A 22,792-nucleotide genomic window follows, 5' to 3' on the forward strand; every position below is an offset into this window, starting at 1 on the left:
CGTGGACACCCTTGCCTTTGACTATGTGCTTACCGCTACTAGGTCGCACTCGGGACTTTCACCCGTTAGAGCTCACCCATGCCGGGCAAACAGAAAAGGTCCGAAGCTTATGCTTCGGACCTTTTTATTATTTCTTCATAAATTCTTTTACAATTATTTTGATCCCTATGTTCAAATAAATACTGCATATACTTGTTATAACTTTTATCCGTTTTAAAATCTGACTCTATATAACTCTTAATTCTATTCACAAGATCATCTTCTGTTGATTCTATATCACCTAAAAATGTTTTCTCCGGCTCCCTTAAAATACCATTTTTAAAGAAACGGTTATAATCAAATTGGTAGAACACAACTGGCTTACCTAAATAGTTAAAGTCCATAGATACAGAAGAATAATCGGTAATCATGAGATTGTGCTCTTTAATTAAATCTTGAACATTTTTATAACCTTGTGGTATCACCTTTATGTTTTCATTAGTGCTTTGGTTGAAATAGTTTAAGAAAGGCTGCATGCGATAATGAGCATAAAAATTTAGCCTGACACCGTGTTCCTTTAATAAAGCATGTAACTCACTATTTGATAATAGACTTTGATATCGAGAATAATAGTTAGAATTTATCAGTCTCTCTTCATTCGTTAACCACTCTCGCCACGTCGGAATTAATAAAATTTGTCTATTACCTTCAGATTGATCTTCCAATGCATCAAACCTCGATAAACCTGTTACTACAACTTCGTTCTCCTCATAACCCATTTCTTCTACAACTAACCGTTTTTCATCTGTAGAACTCACAATAAAAAGGTCAAATGGGTAATTATAATAACTTTTATCATACTCAACTCTTTTCCTTCCTAAGATGCCATGTTGTAAAAAGACTCTTTTTGCTTCTTTATAGGAAGGCCAATCTACCGGCTTTGTGGGTAGTAAATACTCTACATCATGAGAAGTTATAAACATTTTTGCATGAGCGCTTAATCTTAAGTGCTTCCAAGATCTCACTTCAACAACATTTCCTAAGTGATCGATGTTCTTTCTATCAGTCGAATCTGGTTCAATCACATAGTATATATTTTTATTAGGATAATTCTCTCGACAATATTTGAAGAAATGATACCCGGTATCTTGAGCAGTATCAGACCTTTCTCCAATTAACCATACGTCTTTCTTATTAAATAAAAATCTATCTAGTTGTTGTAAGTATTTTAAATAGATACTTTTCATCAAGGAGGTTTTGAAAGTTTCTATTTTCAAGTTCCCCATCGGTGTTACTAATAGATTACAATGTAAAGCTCCCTTGTTTAAAACTGTCTTTTTAGCTATGACTTCATCTTTTACAAATTCATACTCCTCTTCACCTAACTTTCTCTCTAAAACGAAATGTTCGTTTCTTACTTGGATATAGATATCATAAATTTTATGATCATTTGGAACTGTGTTATATAAATCTACTAAATTGATCCGTTGTTCAAAGTCAATCGTATAATTATCAATGTTGTAACTTATTACCTCATCACTCTCACGGTCGCGGATTACTATCTGTTTCTCTAAATCACTGTAGTCATGGTGTCCAGGTATGTTCGCACTACCTTCTATTAACAGGTGCTTCCCTTTAAACTCTTCATATACAACATCACGGTGTAACACCATCTTCTCCATCACAAGTGATAAGTTCCCATTTACTGTTTGGTACATATATAATTGGTAAGGTGAAGTAATCAAATTTATGACTGAATCAAGGGCATCAGGACTTTCTACTACTTTAATTCTCACTAAAGAACCTTGTTTCAGTTTCAAAAAGCAATGCCACTTGTCTTTTTTAAGTTCTCCATCCAATAAATGTTTATAGGATACCGTTGATGATAATTGCAATTTACCGATATGATCTTCATTTATATGAAGATCATAATCATAATAAACCTCTTCTTTATGTTCTTTTAACACTAATGCTTGCATCTGTTCTTTTCGTAATTCACCTGAGATATCACCACTTAAATTAAGAGCTAAGTTATTTTGTTTCTTGTTAAAAGTTAAATTACTTAGCGTCACAACTTGTTCTAACACTTCAATCGAAAACGAGCCTTTAACTGTTTGATATGGGGTAATATTAATAATTATATTATCTTTATTTAAAGCAGAATAATTCCATTCAATATTGACTGATTCTGTTCTAAGCCTATATTGTACGCCGTTGCTAACTTCTAAATAAAAGTCCCAAATGCCTTCATTTAATTGATCTGTTTGCAAATTAGCTAACCACTGATTATCGGGTTCAAGTTTGATACTTGATTTAAATTGAGGTTGATCCTCTCCTCTCTTAATCCCAATAAGAGAGATTTGATCACTATTTAATAAGCCGTTATGTACATAGCCACTGATTTTCAACGTTCCATCACTTAACCCTAAATTTGTCACATAATTAGGGAGACATACTAAATCTTCGTTCTTGTAGAATTTAGTAGTACGTGCAGCTAAAGCATTATCTTGTGATACCAATTCTAATAATGTTTTTTTTTGAACTTTTTTATACTTGTATCCTTGAATTTGATAATCGATTGCATCAGAAACGTGTAATGAATAAAGTTCATCTTTAATTCTGATATAAAAGCTTCCTCTTTTATTTATGCGTTTAAATGGAAACGTACACTCAAACAAACCGTCTTCTATATGATCAACTTCTGATAGTTCTAATTCATTACCAGTTCGTTGTTCATTAAAGATTAGTGAAATTGATTCATTTGTGTTAATACTTCCATCAAATTGAATAAAAACTTCGTTATTATCACTTACACTAATTTTTGTTATTCGACAAGTATTATACTTTGTAGTACTTTGCTGTTCCATTTCTTTAACATCCCCTAGCATTCAAAAATTACAACACTGTTATAATTCTAACCAATTTTTAATCTACATTTAATTGATAATTCTTAACTAAAAGTTTACAATATAAAGTAATATAATGCATTATTATGTGTGATTTTAGGGAGGAACAACAATGAAAAAAATCATTACCTACGGCACATTTGATTTATTACACGTAGGTCATATAAATATTTTAAGACGTGCAAAGGAATTAGGCGATTATTTAATCGTAGCAATTTCAACAGACGAGTTTAATGACCTTAAAGGCAAAAAGGCTTATTATAGCTTTGAGGACCGTAAAATAATCCTTGAAGCAATTGAGTATGTAGATGAGGTAATCCCTGAAAATAATTGGGAGCAGAAAATTAGCGACGTTGTAGATCATAACGTAGATGCTTTTGTAATGGGCCATGACTGGGAAGGTCAATTTGACTTCCTTAAGGATTATTGTGAAGTTGTTTATTTACCTCGTACTGAGGGGATATCTACGACAAAAATTAAAACGGATCTAAATCGAGTGTAAAACATGATTAGAGAAATATTTGTTTTCTTATATTTATTACATGTTAAGATCTGGTTTGGTATTTTTAAAATATTACCTCAAAAGAGCAAGACTGTCTTACTCTCCTCTTTTGGGGATAATATTTTTTTTGTGTGGGAAAAAGTACTTGAACAAACAAATCATGAAACTGTCATACTAAAAACGCCCGGCACTAAAGGCGAATTTAACCAAAGTGAAAGAACTGAACTAATTTCATTCGACCTTAAGAATAATTACTTTGGTTTTATTAAAGGGATTTATCATTTAGCGACTTGTCGTGTCGTTTTTGTTGATAATTATTACGGTGTCCTTGCTGGTACAAAGTTTAACTCTAACGTCCATTGTGTGCAATTGTGGCACGCTAATGGAGCAATTAAGCAATTTGGAATGCGTGACCCCTCGATTACTTTTAGAAGTGAGAAAGCGTTCAGACGTTTCAAGGCCGTCTACAATCGTTTTACTCACATCACTGTTGGTTCAGATGAAATGGCTCAAATATTTAAAGCTGCTTTCTATTTAGGTGAAGATGTCATGTTAAAAACAGGGCTTCCGAGAACAGATTTATTTTTTGACGAGCACTTACAACAGTCTATTGTTAACGACTTGGAACGATTATATCCACAAATTAAGCAGAAAAAAACGATTCTTTATGCCCCAACTTATCGTGAACAACAGCTTAAAGAACATTCCATTAAGCTCAGTTTACAGAAGTTGTATGAGGAATTAAGTGGTGACTATATATTATTATTAAGGTTGCACCCTGCTATTATAAAGAAGTATCGAAATAATTATCCGGATTTTGTCACCGATGTTTCCGACTACCATGACTTAAACCATTTATTATTAGTAACAGACTACTTAATCACTGATTATTCGTCTATACCTTTTGAATACTCCTTGTTAAATAAGCCGATGATCTTCTACCCTTATGACATAGATGAGTATCGAAAAGAGCGTGGGTTTTGGGACGATTATGAAGACTTAGTCCCTGGTCCAATTGCATTAGACACCAATGATATTATTCATTTAATTAAGCAAGATGACTTTAATCTAAATACCGTACTTGAATTTTCAAACGTATGGAATAAGTATAATGATGGTAAGGCAACCATAAATTTAATTGAAACAATTTACGGGGAACGTACGTCTAATGTAATAGAAAAACAAACTGATGCAAAAAGTATGAATAGAGAAGTCTAGAGTACAAACAGAAAGAGAGCGGGAGTTTATGACTACATCTAGAAAAGAGATGAGAAAGAAAAAATTTAAAAGACGGCTTAAAATTTGGGGATTAGTTGCGATTGCTTTTTTCTTAGTATTTACAGCTTATGTGATTTATGAATACCAACAGGGACGTAGTGTGGCTCAGCAAGATATGGCTGATTATCAAGATGAAGAACAAAGTGAACAGTATCGTGATGAATTCCAGGGTGATGCTGAAATTGAGGATCAAACTAATGTCCTCATCCTTGGAGTGGATGCTGAAGAACAAGGCAACCCAAGAACTGATGCGATTATGATAGGTCAATATGATACGGATGAAAATCGTGCAAAAGTTGTTTCGATTATGCGTGACACCTATGTTGATATTCCTGGACATGGTCGTAATAAGATTAATGCTGCATTTGCTTTTGGCGGGCCAGAATTATTAAGACAGACGATAAAAGAAAACTTCGGAGTTGACGTTAATTATTACGCTATGGTGAACTTTAGAGGATTTGAAAACATCGTTAATACAATTGCTCCAAGTGGCATTGAGATTGACGTTGAACGTCGTATGCATTACGTCGACCGTGCTGGAGGGGTGCATATTGACTTACAGCCTGGACTTCAAAAACTTGATGGTGAAAATTTATTAGATTATGTTAGGTTTAGAAGTGACAGTGAAAATGATTTCGGTCGTGTACGTCGTCAACAACAAGTAATGTCAGCCTTGAAAGGTGAAATTCTATCTTTCACTGGCGCATCGAGGTTGCCACGAGCAGTTGGTACACTAGAACCTTATGTTGATACTAACATGGAAACTGGTACAATTATTTCAATTATGACTAACTACTTTAGTAATACTCCTGATGAAATTGAATCACTTAGAATTCCAGTAGAAGGCAGTTATTGGGATGCAAGGTATAGTCATGCTGGGCAAGTACTTGAAATTGATTCAATTGAAAATAGTGAAGCTCTTCAAAGTTTTTTAGATAAAGAAGAGAATGAAGATGAAACTGGAGATGGAATAAATTAAGGAAGGCGGCTTTATGCCCCCTTCCTTTTATTGTATATCCATATGCTCATTTATGACATTTTGAATTCTACTTCGTTCTTGCTCTGATACGATGTAGTACCAAACGCCGCCTATGCGGTCGCCACTACCACTTATATCTTCATTAATTGTCTGCTTGTTTGAACCTCTATAATTGAGGAATAACTGACGCATTTCATCCATTTGCATATTTGTTTCAACATTATTGCCAGCCGCTTCTAATACGCCATCAATACGTGTGAAAGATTCAAATGAAAGTGCTTCTTGGACCATAGAATTAATAATTTGCTGTTGCCGGTCATTTCTTCCAAGGTCTCCTCTTGGGTCTTCATTACGCATTCTTGCATACTCTAATGCTTCAGAGCCACTTAGCTGAAGCTCACCTTCTTCAAAGTGATAACCTTCTTGAGAAAATGAACGTTCATTTACAACAGAAACTCCCCCTAAAGCATCAACACCATCTTTAAGCCCCATCATATTGACTTGGGAGTAGAAATGAACGGTAGTATCCAAGAAGTTTTCAACCGTTTGTACTGATAAGTCTGCACCACCAAATGCGAATGCATGGTTAATCTTATCCAGCCCACGTCCAGGGATCTCCACTCTCGTATCACGTGGAATGCTAAACATAAGCATCTCTTCAGTATTCGGATTTAAAGACAGGAATATAATTGAATCCGAACGTCCTCTTTCTCCTTCTTCTGCATCAATACCTAGAAGCAATACGTTAATCGCATCTTTATTATCTAATCTTTCTTTAACTTCATCTTTCTTTTCTTGGTCTGATTCTAGTGGATTATACATAGAGGATACCGTATCATCTAATTGCTTATATAAATAAAGGCCATAACCGGCTATTGCTATAAAGATTATTGCTAATATGGATAATGCTATTTTTAAACCTTTTCGCTTCCCCTTTGTTTTCTTTCTCTCTATTCGGCTGCTCATTTATCTTTCACCCTTCTGTTAAAAATTAACTAATGATATTATACTACACATTTTGTCTTATTAAATTAATTTTTCATTAAAAACTATGGAGATTTTGAAGAGATTTTTACAGTCGACAAGGTTCGAAAACCATAGTAATATTAAATTGTTAAAAGGAGTGACGGGCATGGACATGAAAAAGCTACAGATTGGCTGTTTAATTTATATTATCTTTGGTGTCGTTATTACGACGTTATATTTTACGATGACTGATGCTGACTTGTTTCGCCGTTATTTTGAGTGGAGTGATTTGTTTGATGCGTTCTTTGGTTAAGAACGGTTAAATGTGATACATATGTATAAAAGCCTTGGTGCCAACAATTGCACCAAGGCTTTTTTAACGTTCAATTATTCTGTCTTGCTTCTTCTCGTGAATTTTGCTGATAGGTCGTCAAATAACGTATATACAACAGGAATTAGTAATAGTGTGAAGATCATCGAAACGGTTAGACCGAAAATGATAACAACAGCTAACGGTTGTTGTGCTTCTGCACCTTCGCCAAGTCCTAGTGACAATGGTATCATACCGAGTACGGTCGTTAATGTCGTCATTAAGATTGGACGTAGACGGTTGGCGCCGGCTTCTAAGATGGCCTCGAAACGTTCTTTTCCTTTTCCTCTTAGTATATTGATATAGTCAACGAGTACGATGGCGTTGTTGACGACGATTCCGGCGAGCATGATGATCCCGATAAAGGCCGGAATGCTAAATGGTAGCCCTGTTACAAATAGGCCTAAAATGACACCAACGATCGTTGCTGGTAGTGAGAACATGATGACAAATGGATGTAAGAAGTTCTCAAACTGGACAGCCATGACGGCGTAAACTAAGAAGATCGAGAATAGTAACGCAACAGCTAAATCTTCAAATGCTTCAGCCATGTCTTCTGCTTCGCCACCCATTGACCAATCGTAGCCATCTGGTAAGTCGACACCTGCTAGTAAGTTTTCAATGTCGCCTGTTACACTTCCTAAGTCACGGTCGTCAATGCCACTTGTTACATTGACGGTGCGTTGTTGGTTTTGTCTCGTTAAGCTTGCTGGGCCTTCAACTTGAACGAGTTCTGCGACTTCTGATAGTTCAATACTCGCACCTGTTGGCGACTGGATTGTCAAGTTCTCGATGTCTTCAATTGCTGAGCGCTCATCTTCTGGTGTCATAATGCGAACGTCTAGTTCTTCACCGCCGCTTCGGTATTGTGTAGCGACTTGACCGATAAGTTCCATTTGGAGTTGACCCATGACTTGTTGGTACGTTAAGCCGTACTCACTTGCTACATCACGGTCTACTTGGATCTGCATTTCAGGGCGTCCTTCTTCAGCAGAAGTTGTCGGGTTATGCACGCCTTCAACTTCAGAAATAATATCGACGAACTGATCAGCGATTTCATCTAATACTTCATAGTCATCGCCTGTTAGTTGGATTTGAATTGGGTCGCCACCACTAATGTTTGCGCCCATTGCGTTGACTGTAATGTCTGCTCCTGCAATGTCTTGGACTTGTTCGTCCCAATCGCGCATGACTTCTTCTGTTGTACGCTCTCGTTCACTACTTGAAATGAGCTGGACCATGTAATCGGCGCTATTATTGCCGCCACGTCCAAAGCCCATTCCTCCGCCGCTACCGATTGTCACGAAGTTTGAATCAATGATGTCTTCATCTTGTTGAATAATTTCGTTGACGTGGTCTGCGACGTTTTCAGTTGTTTCTAAGTTGGTGCCTGTCGGTGTTTCAACAGATATTTCAATTTGCCCTTGGTCCGCTTCAGGAATAAATGCTGCACCTAGCTGTGGTAGCAAGAATAAACTTCCGACTACAACGGCAAATGTTCCGAGTAACATCGTCTTTCTAAACTTCAGCACACCGCGTAGCATTTTTTGATAAACCGTTATAACACGGCTTAAGAAGCGATCAAACCAGTAACGTCTTCCTCCTTGATCAACTGCTTTTGTTAATAGCTTTGATGACAACATCGGTATGAGTGTCACAGATGCTGCCAGTGAGGCAATTAATGCAAAGGCTACTGTAATCGCGAGTGGTGTGAAAATTTCAGATGCTATACCATCTACAAATACGATTGGTAAAAAGACGACTAAAGTGGTTGTCGTCGATGCAATAACCGCTGGTGCAATCTCGGATGCGCCTCGCCGTGCTGCTTCTTTTATACCGTAACCCCGTTCTCGGTAGGTGTATATGTGCTCGAGTATAACGATTGAGGAGTCGACCATCATACCGATTCCGAGCGCTAAACCACCCATTGTCAAAATGTTAACCGTTTCTCCTGTAAAGTACATGAGTGTAAAGGCTGTAATAACAGCTATTGGAATTGATAAGCCAATAACTAATGTCGCTCTAATACTCTTTAAAAATAGTAATAAGACGACTACAGCAAACGCCGCACCGATTAAAATGTTTTGAAAGACAGAATCGATTGCTTCACGAATAAAGTCTGCTGTATCAAAAACGACGTCTACTTCAACAGATTCAGGTAAATTACCTCGAATGTCCTCCATCGAACCGATAATTTCATCAGAGACGCCTACTGTGTTGGCGTCGGTTTGTTTAAGAATGCTCATGACAACAGCATTTTGACCGTTAACTAACGTCCTTTCATCCGAATCGAGAGTACGTTGTTCGACGGTTGCAATATCATTCAACCGGAGAAAATCACCTTCTCCTATTTGGATCAGTGTTTCACCAATTTCGTCGATTGAGCCGTACTCGCCAGGAATACGTAATTGTAATTCTTGTGTTCCACGGTCAATGACTCCGAGTGATGCTGATTGGTTCGCGCTTTGTACAGCTTCCATCACTTCTTGTGACGATAGCCCGAATTGACTTAGTCTTTGTTCGTCTAATTCGACTTGGATCTCCTCTGTCTCGCCACCTTCGATTGTGACAGAACCAACGCCTTGTTGACGTTCAAAAGAGGGCTCGACTTCTTCTTCGGCTAAGTTTTGTAACGTCGATTGGTCATCACCTGTTAAGCCTACCCACATGACTGGCATTTGTTGTGGGTCGAATCGTAAGACGCTTGGGTCATTCGCTCCACTTGGCAAAAAGCCTGTTACTTGATCGACCGACTCACGAACGTCGAGTAACGCTTGGTCAAGGTCGGTGTCCATAGAGAACATGATGATGACCAATGAACTGCCAGGTTGTGATTGCGCTTGGATGGTGTCGACACCTTGTATCGTACTAACAGAATCTTCTATTGGTCTTGTCACGAGCTCTTCTACTTCTTGTGGTGCTGCATCGTCGTATGACGTGGCAACGACCGCTATTGGTAAATCAATATCTGGGTATAGATCGACCGGTAAGTTACGAAATGAGATAAAGCCCATCGCTAATATAGCGAGGACAATCATAATGACGCCGACCGGTCGTTTGATCGATGTATTTACTAAACGCATAGATTAGTCCTCCTCAACGATGCGTACCGTCTGGCCATCTTCTATCGTTAATTGGCCACGTGTCACCACCGTGTCCCCTTCTGCAATGATGTCGTCGGCTAACGGTTCAATGGCTGTATATTGTGATTGCATCGCAATGACGTCGACATCAACACGAATTGCTTCTTCATTGTCGACTATATAAACAAATTGATCCGCTCCACGCTCAACGATCGCTTCAGTCGGTACAACATATGCATCTGATTCGATGACTTCATCGATTTCGATTTGTGCTGTTAAGCCTGAAGAGATTGGTTCATCGGTTTGTTCTATTTCTGCTTCTACATCAAATAATCCATTTTCACCAGCTGTGCTAGCCATGTAAGTTACTTCTGCTTCGCCTTCACGGTCTGCCTGTGACACGCTATAACGGATGTCATCGCCAACTTCAATTAAGTCACGATTGTTCGCTGTCAGTTGAAAATGTAATACGAGTGGGTTTGTATTAATAACAACGGCTGCAGGCTCTTCTGTTGTTACCATTCGCCCTTCTTGTAAATTCAACTCTTGAATAATGCCGTTGATTGGTGCTTCCATTTCCATCCAACCGTACTGAGAAGAATATTCTGCAATAACATCTCCTTCTTCTACTACATCTCCACGCTCAACAAAAAGTTCCTCTACTTCACCTGGGGCTTCAGCTAAGACTGGAACTTGGTCATTAGGCATTGAACGTGCGGTAAAACTTTTCGTTACTGAAAAATCTTCAACTGTCACTTCTTCTACTTCAACTGGTGTTACCGTTTCGACTTCTTCTTCATCTGTTTCTTCATTACAAGCCGATAAAATGAATACGCTTATTAGAGCTAACATTAACATCCACTTTTTCATCTTTCTTCACCTCTACACGTTCAATTTTGTTCTAAAATGACGGACGTCTTTTCTAATTTCACTATATGTTTCTAGATTCATCAGTAATGAATCTAATACGATTCGTTCTGGTTCTTCTTTTTTAAGTTGTTGATCTATTGCGCTTAAGGCGTCTAACGCTTTGTTTTGATTGCGTGACATCATACTAAAGACCTTTTGCCTAATGCGAGTTAGAATAATGGATTGATCGTCTAAGAAATCAGGCTTCTTTTTTATTGGGGTGCTCTCTCTTTCATTAATAAGCTGCTCACATAGCGTTTCGACTCGTTTTAAAATGAACTGTGGCAACTGGTCAACATCGATTGACTCTTCATCGACTAAAATCCAATTGTTATAGCTTTGGAGCATACCATCGACTATGACGAGTACATCATAAATATAAGGCTCTGCTTCTTGGCCATAAATTCTTTTAATATTTTGATGCAACCAATCGTAATGTTGCTGCTTCATCTCTGTCATGAAACTTTCCATATCGCGGTCGATTGGAATTTGTTCTTTCATAATCATTTTAATTAACGGTTTATTGTTTAAGAAAAACTCGAAAAAGACAGCTAATTGGTTTTGGAACTGTTCTTTTGGGTCATCTGTCTGTGTCTTTTCCTCAACCATCGCTTCTTCTAAAACAGCAAAATAAAAGTCATAAATCGCTCTTATAAGATCGTTTTTTGACGTGAAATAATTATAAAAAGACCCTTTTGCTACGTTCGCTCGATCTACGATTTCCTGTACAGACGTGACATGGAAACCTTTCTCAGCAAAAAGGTCGATACTAGCTTTAATGATTTCTATTTTCTTCTCTTGCATATAGACCATCCAATCTTTATTTAGATTTTAGAATGACCAGTCAGTCACCATTTAAACTTATCAAAATAAACCTTTTGTTACAAGTGTTCGCAAAAATGTTCACAGTATATTCAAAACGTCGAATTTTGTACATACATAATTAAAACCGGTTGCTCTTGAGCAACCGGTCTATTTAACATATATCGTCTTTTTTATAAAAATAGCCCAAAAGAAAACCTGCGTACAGCATTTGTTTTTCATAATTTGTTTTCGTTATTTCGAATTGGACTTTTAATCCATTAGTGAACTCTATTAGTGAAAAGAAATCATTGTCGCTTGGATGGAAGTTATGAATGTATCGGTATGAGATCCAGTCTGAACGAGTTCGTTTCCTTGTTGTCGTCGGTATGAACAGGCTGTTGTACTCAATTTCAATTGGTACAGGAAGCCTGATTTTGCGACTCATCAAATTCTCTACCGCTTTCTTTCTACCATCTAACGTCGTTAACCCCTTTTTCATGCAAGAGTCGTTGAGTATTTCTTCTGGCTGCTTTTCGCACAAATAAATCGTTTGTTCCTCTAAAATCCAGCTACCATACTTAGAGTCCTCATCATAGTGCTTAATAGCCATAGTGCCATCATTAATAACATAGTCAGATTTATAGTCAATGTTGTGCGACACCTTCTACATCTTCCTTTCTTTATTCAGTTATTAAATGAAATTAATGATATAATAAAACTAATACTATTTTACTATATTTTTTGTGATTTTCCACTATTTTGACTTTAATTTTAGTAAGTTTTTGAAAATGTACTAAATAAAGTGTTTTTGTTGTCGATATTATGCATAAGAACGCGAGGTGAAGGTATGGATGTAGCAAAGGCGTCAATTGCGATGAATCAAGCCCAAGTGAAACAACAGTTCAATGTTGGGCTAGCAAAAGAGGTCAAAGATCAGCTTAATCAACAAGGTGAGGCGTTCGACAAATTAGTCGAGTCGAGCCAAGTACCGTCACATCCTAACTTAGGTCATAACATTGATCTTAAAGGTTAAAAAATCCCAAAGCTATAATGAAGTGATCCCCATTCGTTAGAGTGAAAATCTAACTCGTTGTCGGGGTCACATCATGCTTTGGGATTTTTGTTCGTTATGAATCATGTTAATTGTTAATAGTTGTCTTCTTCGTCTTCATTGTCATCTGGATCAAACTCATCATCGAATTCATCTTGCATTTCATCATCTTCTTGATTTTCATCATCAAATTCTTCATCTTGCTGCATTTCACTGTCATCTTCAGGAGCATCGATTCCAGGATCCTCATAATCTTCATCATCCGTCGTTGCACACCCCATCAGTAGACCAAACGTAAGTAGCACGACCATACAAAGCTTCCAAATATGTGTTGTCATCGTTCTTACCTCCTAATTTATATGATCATGCTTTATTGTTTCCAATATTAGTTATTTTATAAAGAGTTTTTTGTGTTCGTTCGTGGGTGCGCTTGCGCGAGTGCGAATTTTGTCGATATTCGGCGTTCGCCTGATTATGAGGTGGTTTCGCCTGATTATTTAGATTTTCGCCCGATTATCGAGGATTTCGCCTAAATATTGAGAATTTCGCTTAATTATTAATTTTTTCGCCTGAATATTGAAATCTTGTATCATATAACGAACGACACATTTAAAAAAGAACTTTGCGCTGAGCAAAGTTCTTCCGCTTCTTAGTTATTGTTGTTCTGGGTCAACGATCGCAAACATAATTTCTGCTTCACATGCTACTTCGCCATCAACGGTTGCGACGGCTTTACCTTTTCCGACAGGGCCTTTAAGTTTAACCATTTCGACTTCTAGCTTTAACGTGTCACCTGGTTTGACTTGGCGCTTGAAACGGCACTTATCAATGCCTGTGAACATGCCTAACTTGCCTTTGTTTTCACCTAAGTTCAGAATTGCGACAGCTCCAACTTGTGCTAAAGCTTCTACAATTAGAACACCTGGCATGACCATGTAATTTGGGAAATGACCTTGGAAAAATGGTTCGTTTGCTGTGACGTTTTTATAACCAACAGCGCGCTTTCCGTCTTCAAGCTCTGTTACTTGATCAACGAGTAAAAAAGGATAACGATGTGGGATAATCTCTTTAATTTGTTCGATATCTAACATAAAGATCCTCCTAGATTAGGCAATAGAAATTTTATTTTCCTTTTATATAATCATATAAGTTTTCCCATAATGAACGGTCAAGAACGGAACTTGGCTCATCACCTTCACCTATGACTCCATAACCGACCATCATACCAATTGCTAAAGCGGCGATACTTAAGACAATAGCTAACACAAAGCGTAACCAAACTGGAATATAACGAATGCGGCCTTTTTTTTGCTTTTTCTCTTTTTTGCGTTCTTCTTTGGCGGCTTTTCGTTTCGATTGATCTTTTGGCGTATCTTCTTTCTCTTTAGGCTTGAACTTTTTCGCGCCTTTGAGCTTGCGCGATTTTTGATTTTGCTTATCTTCTGAAGCCATAATTACAACCTCGATTCTAATGCTATCTCATATTTCCAATTAAGCCCATCATTTGATCACCGATCGATAGTGAGCGTGCGTTAAACTGATAAGCACGTTGGGCCTCTAGTAAATCGGTCATTTCCTTAGCCATGTTAACATTAGACCCTTCTAGTGCGCTAGGGGCTAAATTCGCATCAATTGGCGCAACTTCTGCTACTAATTCCTCAACTGGTACTTCTAAGTCTTCCTCATTTATTGTAAATGAATTCGCATCAACTGGCTCCATGACTCTCGTATTTTCAATATCAACGAGTTGGAGAGTCGCTTCAACAGCTGTGTCACCATCTCTAGTGACTTCAACCTCACCAGATTCGTTAATTGAAATATCATCAAACTCTCCGTCAAGTGTGATTGGACCATCTTGACCTTCTACTGGGTATCCAGCATTTGTCGTTAGCATCATACTGCCATCTGCTTGTTCAGATAGGTAAAAGTTACCTGCACGTGTGTAACGCTCCTCAACTTCGCCGTCCTCTGTCGGTGCGTTAACGACAAAGAACCGATAGTCATCTTGGATCGCTACATCTAATGGGCGGTCACTCGGCTCGATTGTACCTGACGTCATGTTCATATTAGTGTTTGATAAACGAGCACCAGCCCCTACACGAATACCATCTGGTGTAAGACGTGGTGAACCTTGATCATAGTCTAAAATGTTATCATGTTGCTGATACAAAAGTGACGAAAATTGCCCTTCTCTAGCTTTATATCCATGGTTATTGATGTTAGATAAATTGTTAGATGTTAAATCCATGCGCTGCTGCATTTGGCCCATTGTTGCTGCTGCATTAAACATGTTTCGCATCGATTATGCCTCCTCTAGACTATCTTAAACGCCCGATTTCGTTTGCGGCTAGTTCCATACTTTGATCAAACGTTCTGACGACTTGTTGGTTCATTTCGAACATACGATGAGCGCGTGTCATGTCAGCCATTGTTGCCTGCGTGTCGACATTAGACCATTCTAGATGATTTTGTCGCACTTGAAAGTCTGCTCCTGCAGCTTCACGTGCATCAACAACTGCAGCTTCACCGTCATTGTTAAATAAATTTTCGCCTTCTTTTACAAAATCATTGGCATTTGGATGATAGCCAATACCTAATAACGTTTGATCAAAAGCAGAAATGACTTCACCATTTTCAGTTACTTCAAAAGCTTCAGAGCCTGTTTGAATCTGCTCACCATCTTCATTTAATACATAATAACCTTCATTCGTCGTTAAAAAGCCTTCTGCATCAACTGTGAAATTGCCGTTACGTGTATATCGAACTTCACCGTCTTCATTTGCTACTTCGAAAAATAGAAAGCCTGTTTCATCAGGTAAGTTTCCATTTTGAAGTGCTAAGTCTGTCGGCATACTCGTTTCGCGGACGTCTCCTTGTTCAAACAAAGGTACGTCTTCCTGCAAATAAGTACCAGAATTGATCGCCCCAACTGTATGGTTACGTGGCAAACTAAGCCCGTTTTCTGTCGGGACGTTTCTATTTTCAACGTTTTGGATTAACATTTCTGGAAATGCACGAAACGTTGAACGGTCTTGTTTAAAACCAGGTGTTAATGCATTTGACATATTGTTACTTAACGTATCTTGATGGCGCTGATTAGCAATCATCCCTGCACCAGCTGTATTAAAACCTCTTAGCATGGTGTGGCCTCCTTTTTAACCGAAAAAAGCGTTGTTTAAACGATTTTGTCTTTAGGTAATTTATCGATATTTTCAAGCATGATTCCTGTGCCTTCTGCAACACAGCTCATTGGGTCTTCTGCAATAAAGACCGGTACTTTAAGCTCTTCAGCTAGTAGTTGGTCAATTCCGTTTAATAGACCACCACCGCCAGTAATAATGACACCGCGATCAATGATATCTGCTGATAACTCTGGTGGTGTCGCTTCAAGTACTGTCTTCGTTGCCTGAACAATTAGGCTTACAGATTCGCGTAATGCTTCTTCAATCTCATCAGACTGTACCGTAATCGTGCGTGGTAGACCAGACACTAAATCACGTCCACGAATGTCCATTGATTCATCGCGGTTGCCTGGGAATACCGTTGCAACGTTCATTTTAATATCTTCAGCTGTTCGATCACCGATTAATAGTTTGTATTTGCGCTTTATGTATTGCAAAATTTCTTGATCGAATTTGTCACCAGCTAGTTTGATAGATTCAGAAGTTACGATATCACCCATTGATAAAACGGCAATATCAGTCGTTCCACCACCAATGTCGACAACCATGTTACCGCTCGGTTGGAAAATGTCCATCCCTGCGCCAACTGCTGCTACTTTTGGCTCTTCTTCTAAATAAATTCTCTTACCGCCAGACTTTTCAGCCGCTTCTTTAATCGCTTTTTGCTCAACTTTCGTAATATTCGTTGGGCAACATACTAAAATACGTGGTTTGGAAAACATTCCGCGCACGTTAATTTTTTCTATAAAGTAACGTAGCATCGCTTCTGTCACGTCAAAGTCTGCAATAACACCGTCTTTAAGTGGGCGAATCGCTTCGATGTTTCCTGGTGTACGACCGACCATACGACGTGCGGCATGCCCTACTTCTAAAACTTTTCCTGTATTGCGATCCATCGCGACAACCGATGGCTCATCTAACACAATGCCTTTTCCTTTCACATGAATCAAAACATTTGCTGTACCTAAGTCTATCCCAATATCTCTAGCGAACATGTAAAATTAATCCCCCTGACTTATATCCCATCATTTTGGCGTACGAAAATATAATTAATCTATTGTAATATTTTATCACTTTTTTCCTAAGGTGTCATGTCATTTTTCACCATTGTCGAAAGTTTATGAAAAGGACGTGGTTGACGAGTTTAATTGGTTTGTCAGCCTTTTTGTCCTATTAGGTTGGATGTCAACTGCACTCGAAGAAAAGTGAAAAAAGTCGGATGTTGCCAATGTCGTCTGCATATCAAATTACCGCACAAGCAAAAACCCACCGCCAGTGCTTGACGGTGGGTTGATTTATGATTGAGTAGGTTGTGAATTTTCTTCTTGAACGATTGTTTTAAAGTGCTTTAACGGTAAGTCTGTGACGTTGTTTTCCCTTTTAAATGTTTTTTCTAAAAATACTTCACAAACAGCATAGGAGCGTTGATCTTCTTCTGCCATTTCTAATGCTGTCACTCCTTCTAATATTTGCGTCATTAAGTTAGCGACGCGTTTAGGGTGCATGAGCATCGTTTGTTCGTCTGATTCGTTTAAGTGACTGAGCAATTCCATTAAGTCGTTGATGGCCACTTTAACGGGTGCGGCTAGTGACGTAACTCGATCTGGTAAACGGTGGATTCGCTCATTAATGTCTCGTAAAAATAATTCATGAACGTTAAACTTATTGATCAAGCGCAACACTTCAAGCCCTAAAATATTCGCTGTTCCTTCCCAAACGGTTAAAACTTGTGCATCGCGAAGCAGTCGTGGTGTGACAAAGTCTTCAATATATCCGTTGCCGCCATGCATTTCGATTGCTTCGTGTGAGAGTTCAATTGCCTGTTCCGCGGTTTCTTTTTTCAATAGAGCAATGTGTAAACGTAACATTGCTTTGTCGTCATCTGTTGCTTGTGAATTTTTAACCATCACTTGGTCAAATTGTTCGATGAGGTTAAAAGTCGCTGTCATTTCAACTTCTAACTTCGTCGCCAAATGTGTAAGTGTTTCTTGGACCATCGGGTAGTTTGCTAACTTTTCTCCAAATGCATCGCGATTAAAAGCATAATCTCGTGCTTCCGTATAAGCTCTTCTCATAATGCCAAGAGAGGCAACAACGTTACAGACGCGTGATAGATTAAGAGCTTCCATCATGTATTTGAACCCTTCAGATGGATCACCAACTAAGTAGGCTTTCGCACCGTGGAATTCGACTTCTGCTGATGGCACTGCTCGCACGCCTAGTTTATCTTTTAACCGACGAATAGATAATTTGTTATCAGCCCGGTTCTCTTCCCATGGGACTAAAAATAAACTTAAACCGCGCGACCCTTCTGGTGCCCCTTTCATTCGGGCAAGCACCATAGCAACACCGCACATACCACTGTTACTCGCAAAATATTTTTCCCCATATATGCGGTAATGATCACCTTCTTCAACCGCCTCAACGACATTCGCACCGACATCTGATCCACCTTGACGCTCGGTTAAAAACGTCGCTCCTTCAAAAAGCTCAGTATCACCTGTTGCCAACACGTGTGGTAAAAAGCGTTCTTTTAACTCATCATCAGCATAGTGATCGATTAAATAAGCCGTTGCCATCGTTAAAGTAACGGGGCAGTAAAAGCCAGGCTCTGACTGTGATAACACATAACCTTTCGCATAAGAGTAAATGTAATTGCCTGCATGACCTAACTCTGGAATATCTTTATGAACGTAGCCGACGATCCCGGTTTCATACGTTTCTTTGACTGTTTCTAGATAGCCTTCATTAACCCACACTTCATTTACTTCTTCACCCATCTTGTTATATTTTATAAGCTGTGGTTGCCCTTCTCGATCAGTGTGAACAGCGCGTTCATCAATGTCTGTTGCAACGCGTTCACCGAAATGAGTTAACTGTTGATCGGCATAATCGAAAAAATGGTCGGGCAAATGTTTTTTTAGTAACTTTTTCAGTAATGGGTCGTTCGTGTAAAAGTTTTGACTCACATTGATGCCTCCTGACGTTCTAATTGGTTTAACTCATCGTGAAACACTTGCAAAAATTGCTCCACTTCATTTTTCATTTGCTCGAGCTCTTCGATGCGTTTTGAGACTTCATGAATTTTGTCCTCGCCATATTCGATCGTACGCTTAAGCTGTTCTTTTCCAGTAGGGTCTTCTTCGAATAGGAGAACCATTTCTTTTATTTCTTCTAGGTTAAAGCCATATTTTTTGCCACGAAAGATGAGCTGGAGTTGGGTCATTTCTTTTTTCGTAAATTGTCTATGACCGCTTTTGTTGCGCTTCGGTTGTAGTAAACCGACTTCTTCATAGTAGCGAATGGTTCTAGTCGAGACGTTAAATTGTGCAGCAAGCTCGGAGATCGAAATAGTAGGACACTGACGGCACCTCCTTTTGTTTTCGGAATTTTCTCATATTTATAGTTTACCATTTACGTTAACGTTAAGTTCAACTAGTTTTTGTCATGTTTATCAAAGTTTTTGATTATATATTAATAGAGTTGTCCATAGGGAGGTGATGTCATATGGGGAAACTATTTTTGAATGTTGGTGTCGTCGTATTCTTTAGTTTGCTAACGGTTGCTCTATTGTTAATGGTGAATGATGAAGGAAGCCCTATTCAAGAAGGACAACCTGTATCTTTTGAATTAAGTGGAGAAAGCGAATTCTGGAGCTTGTCCCGTTATCAAATCGCGATTGAACCGATGCAGCTAATCGCTGGGGATGGCGTTTTAACGTTTAAAGATGATTACCGTGAAACAGATTACTTTTATTATACTGTCATGGCGAATGTTAATGGCGAGCAACAGACGATTTCAACTACCACTGTTCATATGAAAGATGGGAACAAAATTGAGATCGATGAGTTCGAAATGGGAGAAACAAAACTTGGTGGCTACTTTTATAATGTCGATGGTGGGCCAGTGACAGAAGAGGATATTTGGCAAATATATGTGATATTAGAGTGGCACGATCCTAATGGGGAAATGGTGTATGACCAGATTTTGTTGTATCAATCAAACGTTTGATTAAAAATAAAAAATTGCCTGTCACGTGTTTAGGGGGGTGTTCCCCTATATGTACAATCTTGCGTACGTATCGTGACAGACAATTAGTTCGTACAACTATTTAAACACTGCTTTTTTCTCTGTACTTCTTTTTCGTTGCCTCACCACCTCTCAGATGCCTTATTGACTTGTGGTAGTCAAGCACTTCTTTAACTTCCTTTGCTAAGGCGGGATTAATGTCCGGTAAGCGTTCGGTAAGATCTTTATGGACCGTACTTTTTGAAACACCAAACTCTTTTGCGATCGCGCGAACAGTATTACGCGAATCCAATAAATGCTCAGCAATCTTGATCGTTCTCTCTTTGATGTAATCGTGCAAATCACTCGCCTCCTGTGATGTTCACTCTTAAGGTGTAGATAGTACATTTTATTCACTGCACTAAAGGAATATGATACACAAACGTGATTTACAGAAAGCGATTTAATGCCAAGTGAGAGCTGAGTTTTTGCTCGTAGAATTATATGCATAGATTTGGAGAATATGAGTGGGGGGAGCGATTTTGTGAGCGCTGATAAGTTGAGGCTGAGTGCTGATAAGTTCGGGCTGAGCGCTGATAAATTTTCGTGAGCGCTGATAAGTTCGGGCTGAGCGCTGATAAATTTTGGTGAACGCTGATAAGTTGAGGCTGAGTGCTGATAAATTTCTGGGGTGCTACAATTTTGTTTGAGGGATAAAAGTTGTGCGAGCGCCAAAATAGAATGCACGAGCGCCATCCCCCTCTCTCAATCGTCAATTCTCCTTAAAATCAAAATAAAAGCCCCGTACAATGACGGGGCTTTTAAATGGGTGATGGCTTACTGTTTTATTGGAATCCTGGATTTACAGGTTCACCATCTTCAATTAATTGGAAGTGTACTTTGCTCACATCAGGGCCTGAGTAAACATTTTCGCCTGAGACACCAAGTTTGTCGCCTTGACTTACTTCGTCGCCTGCTTCAACATCAATTTCAGATAAGCTTGCGTAGACTGTCATGCGTTCGCCTTCGTGTTCAATTTCAACTGTTTGACCAAGTAGTTGGTCTTCTTTAACTTCAACAACTGTACCACTTAATGCTGCGATGACTTCAAATGGTTCGCCATCTGTTGATGTAATATCAACACCTTGGCTTTGGTAGTATCGGTTGTTGTAGAAAATTAATGCATCTTCCTGCTCTTCAGCAGATGCGTTGACGTCGTAGAAGTTAGTTATGATTTCTGTGCGGTCTCCTAGTAATACTGGAAGAACCAAATCTTCTTGATCTGCTACTACCGGCTCAGCCTCATCAGCATTTTGTTCCTGGTGTTCGATGAGGTCGTTTTGTTCGACTTGCCAGTTGTGATCATTTTGTTCTGCCTCATCAGTTCCAGTCATCTGATAAATCAATACCCCTGCTAACACGACAGTCACTAATGTAATGTAAAGCGTTGGATAGAACCAGCGTTGGCGTGTGAGCTTTTTCCACTTCGATTCGCGGAAAGTCCTTCTTTCCTTTTCATTCATTTTTCATCACCTCAGCAACCATTCTGAACCGAAATGACAAATTATATACATGGAATAAGAAAAATTTTCTAAAAAACGTGAGTAAAGTGTTGTTTTTAGGACAAAATATACTTTTGTCTAATGATTTGAGTGTGATGAACATGCAAAACCCACCTTAAAATCAAGGTGGGTCAGCTTTATAAAATGGTTTCGATTGATTCAATTTGGACGTCTTGATAATAGTGTTGGACAATATCTTGGTATGAGTTGCCTGATTGAGCCATGCCGTTTGCGCCGTATTGGCTCATCCCGACACCGTGTCCGTATCCGTTTGTTTTAAATATAATGTGATCTGCTTCGGCTTCGATCGAAAAGTCGTTTGAGCGCAAGCCAAGCTTTTCCCTAACTTCTCTTCCTGAAAAAGTCTCCCCGTTAATGACGAGTTCTTTGACACGGTTGCTATCTGTTCTTACTATATTAGAGACATCGAATGTATTGCCTGACAATCCGAGTAAATGCAACACTTCGCTATAGGCGAATATTTCTTGATCTCGGTATACTGGTGATTGTTCATCCCATGGGCTTGAAACACTTCTTAAATATGGGATTTCATTTTGCCAATAATCTTCAGCATTTTCAGTATAGCCATTACTTGTTGAGAAAAATGCTGCTGTAATTGGGGTTCCATCATAAGTAATAATTTCGCCTGATGTTTCTTGGACAGCTTGATTGATTTTCCCCATATTACCAGAGTAGTTCACGCCCCACGCTTCTCTTAGTTCGCTTTCAGATTGAAACACTTGGTGGTCGACAGTGTCAGTCACGTGATATTCTTCATCTGATCCGTGAATGAGCCGCTGTACGACATAAGTTCTTGCGGCTAATGCCTGTGCTTTCAGTGCTTCCATCTCAAAGTCAGCTGGTATTTCAGAAGCCACTACTAATGCGACATAATCTTCAAGCGGTACTGTTTCAATCGCGTCAGTGCTTTCTCTTAGCACGTTGACCATAATTCCGTCTTCTCCGCCAGTAGTCGACACATGTTCAGTTGATTGTTCGATATTGATATGACCATTTTCTGTAGCTGCTTCTGCGAAAGGTATGACGATTAAACTCGGAATGATTGTAATAACGGCTAGTAAAATGATTCCTAGGATCAATCCTTGTCGTTTCAATGTAAAATCCTCCTTCAGTAAATGAATATTGACTTCTATTAACATTCTTATTCGGGTAGGAAGTTTAATAGAACGTAAAAAATGAGGAGGTTCTTGAA

General features: G+C 38.7%; 23 protein-coding genes. 6 read left to right on the plus strand and 17 right to left on the minus strand.

Going from position 1 to position 22,792, the window contains the following annotated elements:
• Positions 1 to 107: 107 nt before the first annotated feature.
• Positions 108 to 2,846 (minus strand): CDP-glycerol glycerophosphotransferase family protein, encoded by a 2,739-nt coding sequence (locus tag J2R98_RS12405; RefSeq protein ID WP_307069456.1) that lies wholly within the window; start codon positions 2,844 to 2,846, stop codon positions 108 to 110.
• A gap of 151 nt (positions 2,847 to 2,997) precedes the next feature.
• On the opposite strand from J2R98_RS12405, the gene tagD reads away from it, so the two are divergent.
• From tagD to J2R98_RS12420, 3 genes are read left to right on the plus strand one after another with little or no spacing between them, the layout of a single operon-like run.
• Positions 2,998 to 3,387, plus strand: a complete 390-nt coding sequence (gene tagD / locus J2R98_RS12410; RefSeq protein ID WP_307069459.1) for a glycerol-3-phosphate cytidylyltransferase — start codon at positions 2,998 to 3,000, stop codon at positions 3,385 to 3,387.
• 3 nt (positions 3,388 to 3,390) lie between these two features.
• Entirely contained in the window at positions 3,391 to 4,605 is a 1,215-nt protein-coding gene (locus J2R98_RS12415) for a CDP-glycerol glycerophosphotransferase family protein (protein ID WP_307069460.1), read from the plus strand.
• Positions 4,606 to 4,633: 28 nt separating this feature from the next.
• Entirely contained in the window at positions 4,634 to 5,644 is a 1,011-nt protein-coding gene (locus J2R98_RS12420) for an LCP family protein (protein WP_307069462.1), read from the plus strand.
• Positions 5,645 to 5,671: 27 nt separating this feature from the next.
• Here J2R98_RS12420 and J2R98_RS12425 read toward each other — a convergent pair whose 3' ends face one another.
• Positions 5,672 to 6,610, minus strand: a complete 939-nt coding sequence (locus J2R98_RS12425) for an LCP family glycopolymer transferase (protein WP_307069464.1) — start codon at positions 6,608 to 6,610, stop codon at positions 5,672 to 5,674.
• A 166-nt stretch (positions 6,611 to 6,776) separates the two neighbouring features.
• Here J2R98_RS12425 and J2R98_RS12430 point away from each other — a divergent pair, with 166 nt between their 5' ends.
• Positions 6,777 to 6,923, plus strand: coding sequence for a hypothetical protein (locus J2R98_RS12430; RefSeq protein ID WP_017185340.1), 147 nt, complete (start codon positions 6,777 to 6,779; stop codon positions 6,921 to 6,923).
• A 74-nt stretch (positions 6,924 to 6,997) separates the two neighbouring features.
• Here the strand turns inward: J2R98_RS12430 and J2R98_RS12435 are convergent, their stop codons facing one another.
• From J2R98_RS12435 to J2R98_RS12450, 4 genes are all read right to left on the minus strand, one after another.
• Positions 6,998 to 10,063 (minus strand): efflux RND transporter permease subunit, encoded by a 3,066-nt coding sequence (locus tag J2R98_RS12435; protein WP_307069467.1) that lies wholly within the window; start codon positions 10,061 to 10,063, stop codon positions 6,998 to 7,000.
• Between the two features lie 3 nt (positions 10,064 to 10,066).
• Entirely contained in the window at positions 10,067 to 10,933 is an 867-nt protein-coding gene (locus tag J2R98_RS12440) for an efflux RND transporter periplasmic adaptor subunit (protein WP_307069469.1), read from the minus strand.
• Between the two features lie 12 nt (positions 10,934 to 10,945).
• The gene (locus tag J2R98_RS12445) at positions 10,946 to 11,776 is read right to left on the minus strand and encodes a TetR/AcrR family transcriptional regulator (RefSeq protein WP_307069471.1); all 831 of its coding nucleotides are present in this window, start codon (positions 11,774 to 11,776) and stop codon (positions 10,946 to 10,948) included.
• 172 nt (positions 11,777 to 11,948) lie between these two features.
• Complete coding sequence (locus J2R98_RS12450) at positions 11,949 to 12,437, minus strand: competence protein ComK (protein ID WP_307069473.1); 489 nt, start codon at positions 12,435 to 12,437, stop codon at positions 11,949 to 11,951.
• A 186-nt stretch (positions 12,438 to 12,623) separates the two neighbouring features.
• Here J2R98_RS12450 and J2R98_RS12455 point away from each other — a divergent pair, with 186 nt between their 5' ends.
• Positions 12,624 to 12,809, plus strand: a complete 186-nt coding sequence (locus J2R98_RS12455) for a YjfB family protein (RefSeq protein ID WP_307069475.1) — start codon at positions 12,624 to 12,626, stop codon at positions 12,807 to 12,809.
• A 113-nt stretch (positions 12,810 to 12,922) separates the two neighbouring features.
• On the opposite strand, the gene J2R98_RS12460 is transcribed toward J2R98_RS12455, so the two are convergent.
• From J2R98_RS12460 to J2R98_RS12495, 8 genes are all read right to left on the minus strand, one after another.
• Positions 12,923 to 13,165, minus strand: a complete 243-nt coding sequence (locus J2R98_RS12460) for a hypothetical protein (protein ID WP_307069477.1) — start codon at positions 13,163 to 13,165, stop codon at positions 12,923 to 12,925.
• Positions 13,166 to 13,480: 315 nt separating this feature from the next.
• Positions 13,481 to 13,918 carry a 3-hydroxyacyl-ACP dehydratase FabZ gene (fabZ, locus tag J2R98_RS12465; RefSeq protein ID WP_307069479.1) on the minus strand — a complete coding sequence of 146 codons (438 nt, stop codon included), beginning with the start codon at positions 13,916 to 13,918 and terminating at the stop codon, positions 13,481 to 13,483.
• A gap of 31 nt (positions 13,919 to 13,949) precedes the next feature.
• Positions 13,950 to 14,279, minus strand: a complete 330-nt coding sequence (locus J2R98_RS12470; RefSeq protein ID WP_307069481.1) for a DNA-directed RNA polymerase subunit beta — start codon at positions 14,277 to 14,279, stop codon at positions 13,950 to 13,952.
• Between the two features lie 22 nt (positions 14,280 to 14,301).
• Positions 14,302 to 15,126: a flagellar hook-basal body protein gene (locus J2R98_RS12475; RefSeq protein WP_307069483.1), complete on the minus strand. Its 825-nt coding sequence runs from the start codon at positions 15,124 to 15,126 to the stop codon at positions 14,302 to 14,304.
• A gap of 19 nt (positions 15,127 to 15,145) precedes the next feature.
• Positions 15,146 to 15,967, minus strand: coding sequence for a flagellar hook-basal body protein (locus J2R98_RS12480; protein WP_307069485.1), 822 nt, complete (start codon positions 15,965 to 15,967; stop codon positions 15,146 to 15,148).
• Between the two features lie 35 nt (positions 15,968 to 16,002).
• The gene (locus J2R98_RS12485) at positions 16,003 to 17,004 is read right to left on the minus strand and encodes a rod shape-determining protein (protein WP_307069487.1); all 1,002 of its coding nucleotides are present in this window, start codon (positions 17,002 to 17,004) and stop codon (positions 16,003 to 16,005) included.
• 300 nt (positions 17,005 to 17,304) lie between these two features.
• Positions 17,305 to 18,978: an acyl-CoA dehydrogenase family protein gene (locus J2R98_RS12490; protein ID WP_307069490.1), complete on the minus strand. Its 1,674-nt coding sequence runs from the start codon at positions 18,976 to 18,978 to the stop codon at positions 17,305 to 17,307.
• Complete coding sequence (locus J2R98_RS12495; RefSeq protein ID WP_307069560.1) at positions 18,975 to 19,361, minus strand: MerR family transcriptional regulator; 387 nt, start codon at positions 19,359 to 19,361, stop codon at positions 18,975 to 18,977. Before J2R98_RS12495 ends, J2R98_RS12490 begins: the two co-directional genes overlap by 4 nt.
• Positions 19,362 to 19,516: 155 nt before the next feature.
• Between J2R98_RS12495 and J2R98_RS12500 the strand changes: the two genes are divergently transcribed.
• Positions 19,517 to 20,020, plus strand: coding sequence for a hypothetical protein (locus tag J2R98_RS12500; protein ID WP_307069491.1), 504 nt, complete (start codon positions 19,517 to 19,519; stop codon positions 20,018 to 20,020).
• Between the two features lie 100 nt (positions 20,021 to 20,120).
• On the opposite strand, the gene spoIIID is transcribed toward J2R98_RS12500, so the two are convergent.
• The 3 genes from spoIIID to spoIID form a co-directional block, all read right to left on the minus strand.
• Complete coding sequence (spoIIID, locus tag J2R98_RS12505; protein WP_307069493.1) at positions 20,121 to 20,378, minus strand: sporulation transcriptional regulator SpoIIID; 258 nt, start codon at positions 20,376 to 20,378, stop codon at positions 20,121 to 20,123.
• Positions 20,379 to 20,862: 484 nt separating this feature from the next.
• Positions 20,863 to 21,540, minus strand: coding sequence for a M23 family metallopeptidase (locus tag J2R98_RS12510; RefSeq protein ID WP_307069495.1), 678 nt, complete (start codon positions 21,538 to 21,540; stop codon positions 20,863 to 20,865).
• A gap of 176 nt (positions 21,541 to 21,716) precedes the next feature.
• Positions 21,717 to 22,694 carry a stage II sporulation protein D gene (gene spoIID / locus J2R98_RS12515; RefSeq protein WP_307069497.1) on the minus strand — a complete coding sequence of 326 codons (978 nt, stop codon included), beginning with the start codon at positions 22,692 to 22,694 and terminating at the stop codon, positions 21,717 to 21,719.
• Positions 22,695 to 22,792 lie beyond the last annotated feature (98 nt).

The organism is Alkalibacillus filiformis (assembly GCF_030814115.1).
GTDB lineage: Bacteria > Bacillota > Bacilli > Bacillales > Alkalibacillaceae > Alkalibacillus > Alkalibacillus filiformis.

What these genes read in the sequence shown, in the direction of transcription:
- J2R98_RS12430 (WP_017185340.1), top strand. Translation starts at nt 6,777, where the DNA reads ATGGACATGAAAAAGCTACAGATTGGCTGTTTAATTTATATTATCTTT.
- J2R98_RS12480 (WP_307069485.1), bottom strand. Translation starts at nt 15,967, where the DNA reads ATGCTAAGAGGTTTTAATACAGCTGGTGCAGGGATGATTGCTAATCAG.
- J2R98_RS12405 (WP_307069456.1), bottom strand. Translation starts at nt 2,846, where the DNA reads ATGGAACAGCAAAGTACTACAAAGTATAATACTTGTCGAATAACAAAA.
- fabZ (WP_307069479.1), bottom strand. Translation starts at nt 13,918, where the DNA reads ATGTTAGATATCGAACAAATTAAAGAGATTATCCCACATCGTTATCCT.
- J2R98_RS12440 (WP_307069469.1), bottom strand. Translation starts at nt 10,933, where the DNA reads ATGAAAAAGTGGATGTTAATGTTAGCTCTAATAAGCGTATTCATTTTA.
- J2R98_RS12460 (WP_307069477.1), bottom strand. Translation starts at nt 13,165, where the DNA reads ATGACAACACATATTTGGAAGCTTTGTATGGTCGTGCTACTTACGTTT.
- tagD (WP_307069459.1), top strand. Translation starts at nt 2,998, where the DNA reads ATGAAAAAAATCATTACCTACGGCACATTTGATTTATTACACGTAGGT.
- J2R98_RS12435 (WP_307069467.1), bottom strand. Translation starts at nt 10,063, where the DNA reads ATGCGTTTAGTAAATACATCGATCAAACGACCGGTCGGCGTCATTATG.
- J2R98_RS12485 (WP_307069487.1), bottom strand. Translation starts at nt 17,004, where the DNA reads ATGTTCGCTAGAGATATTGGGATAGACTTAGGTACAGCAAATGTTTTG.
- J2R98_RS12455 (WP_307069475.1), top strand. Translation starts at nt 12,624, where the DNA reads ATGGATGTAGCAAAGGCGTCAATTGCGATGAATCAAGCCCAAGTGAAA.
- J2R98_RS12500 (WP_307069491.1), top strand. Translation starts at nt 19,517, where the DNA reads ATGGGGAAACTATTTTTGAATGTTGGTGTCGTCGTATTCTTTAGTTTG.
- J2R98_RS12475 (WP_307069483.1), bottom strand. Translation starts at nt 15,126, where the DNA reads ATGCGAAACATGTTTAATGCAGCAGCAACAATGGGCCAAATGCAGCAG.
- J2R98_RS12470 (WP_307069481.1), bottom strand. Translation starts at nt 14,279, where the DNA reads ATGGCTTCAGAAGATAAGCAAAATCAAAAATCGCGCAAGCTCAAAGGC.
- J2R98_RS12425 (WP_307069464.1), bottom strand. Translation starts at nt 6,610, where the DNA reads ATGAGCAGCCGAATAGAGAGAAAGAAAACAAAGGGGAAGCGAAAAGGT.
- J2R98_RS12445 (WP_307069471.1), bottom strand. Translation starts at nt 11,776, where the DNA reads ATGCAAGAGAAGAAAATAGAAATCATTAAAGCTAGTATCGACCTTTTT.
- J2R98_RS12510 (WP_307069495.1), bottom strand. Translation starts at nt 21,540, where the DNA reads ATGAATGAAAAGGAAAGAAGGACTTTCCGCGAATCGAAGTGGAAAAAG.
- J2R98_RS12415 (WP_307069460.1), top strand. Translation starts at nt 3,391, where the DNA reads ATGATTAGAGAAATATTTGTTTTCTTATATTTATTACATGTTAAGATC.
- J2R98_RS12420 (WP_307069462.1), top strand. Translation starts at nt 4,634, where the DNA reads ATGACTACATCTAGAAAAGAGATGAGAAAGAAAAAATTTAAAAGACGG.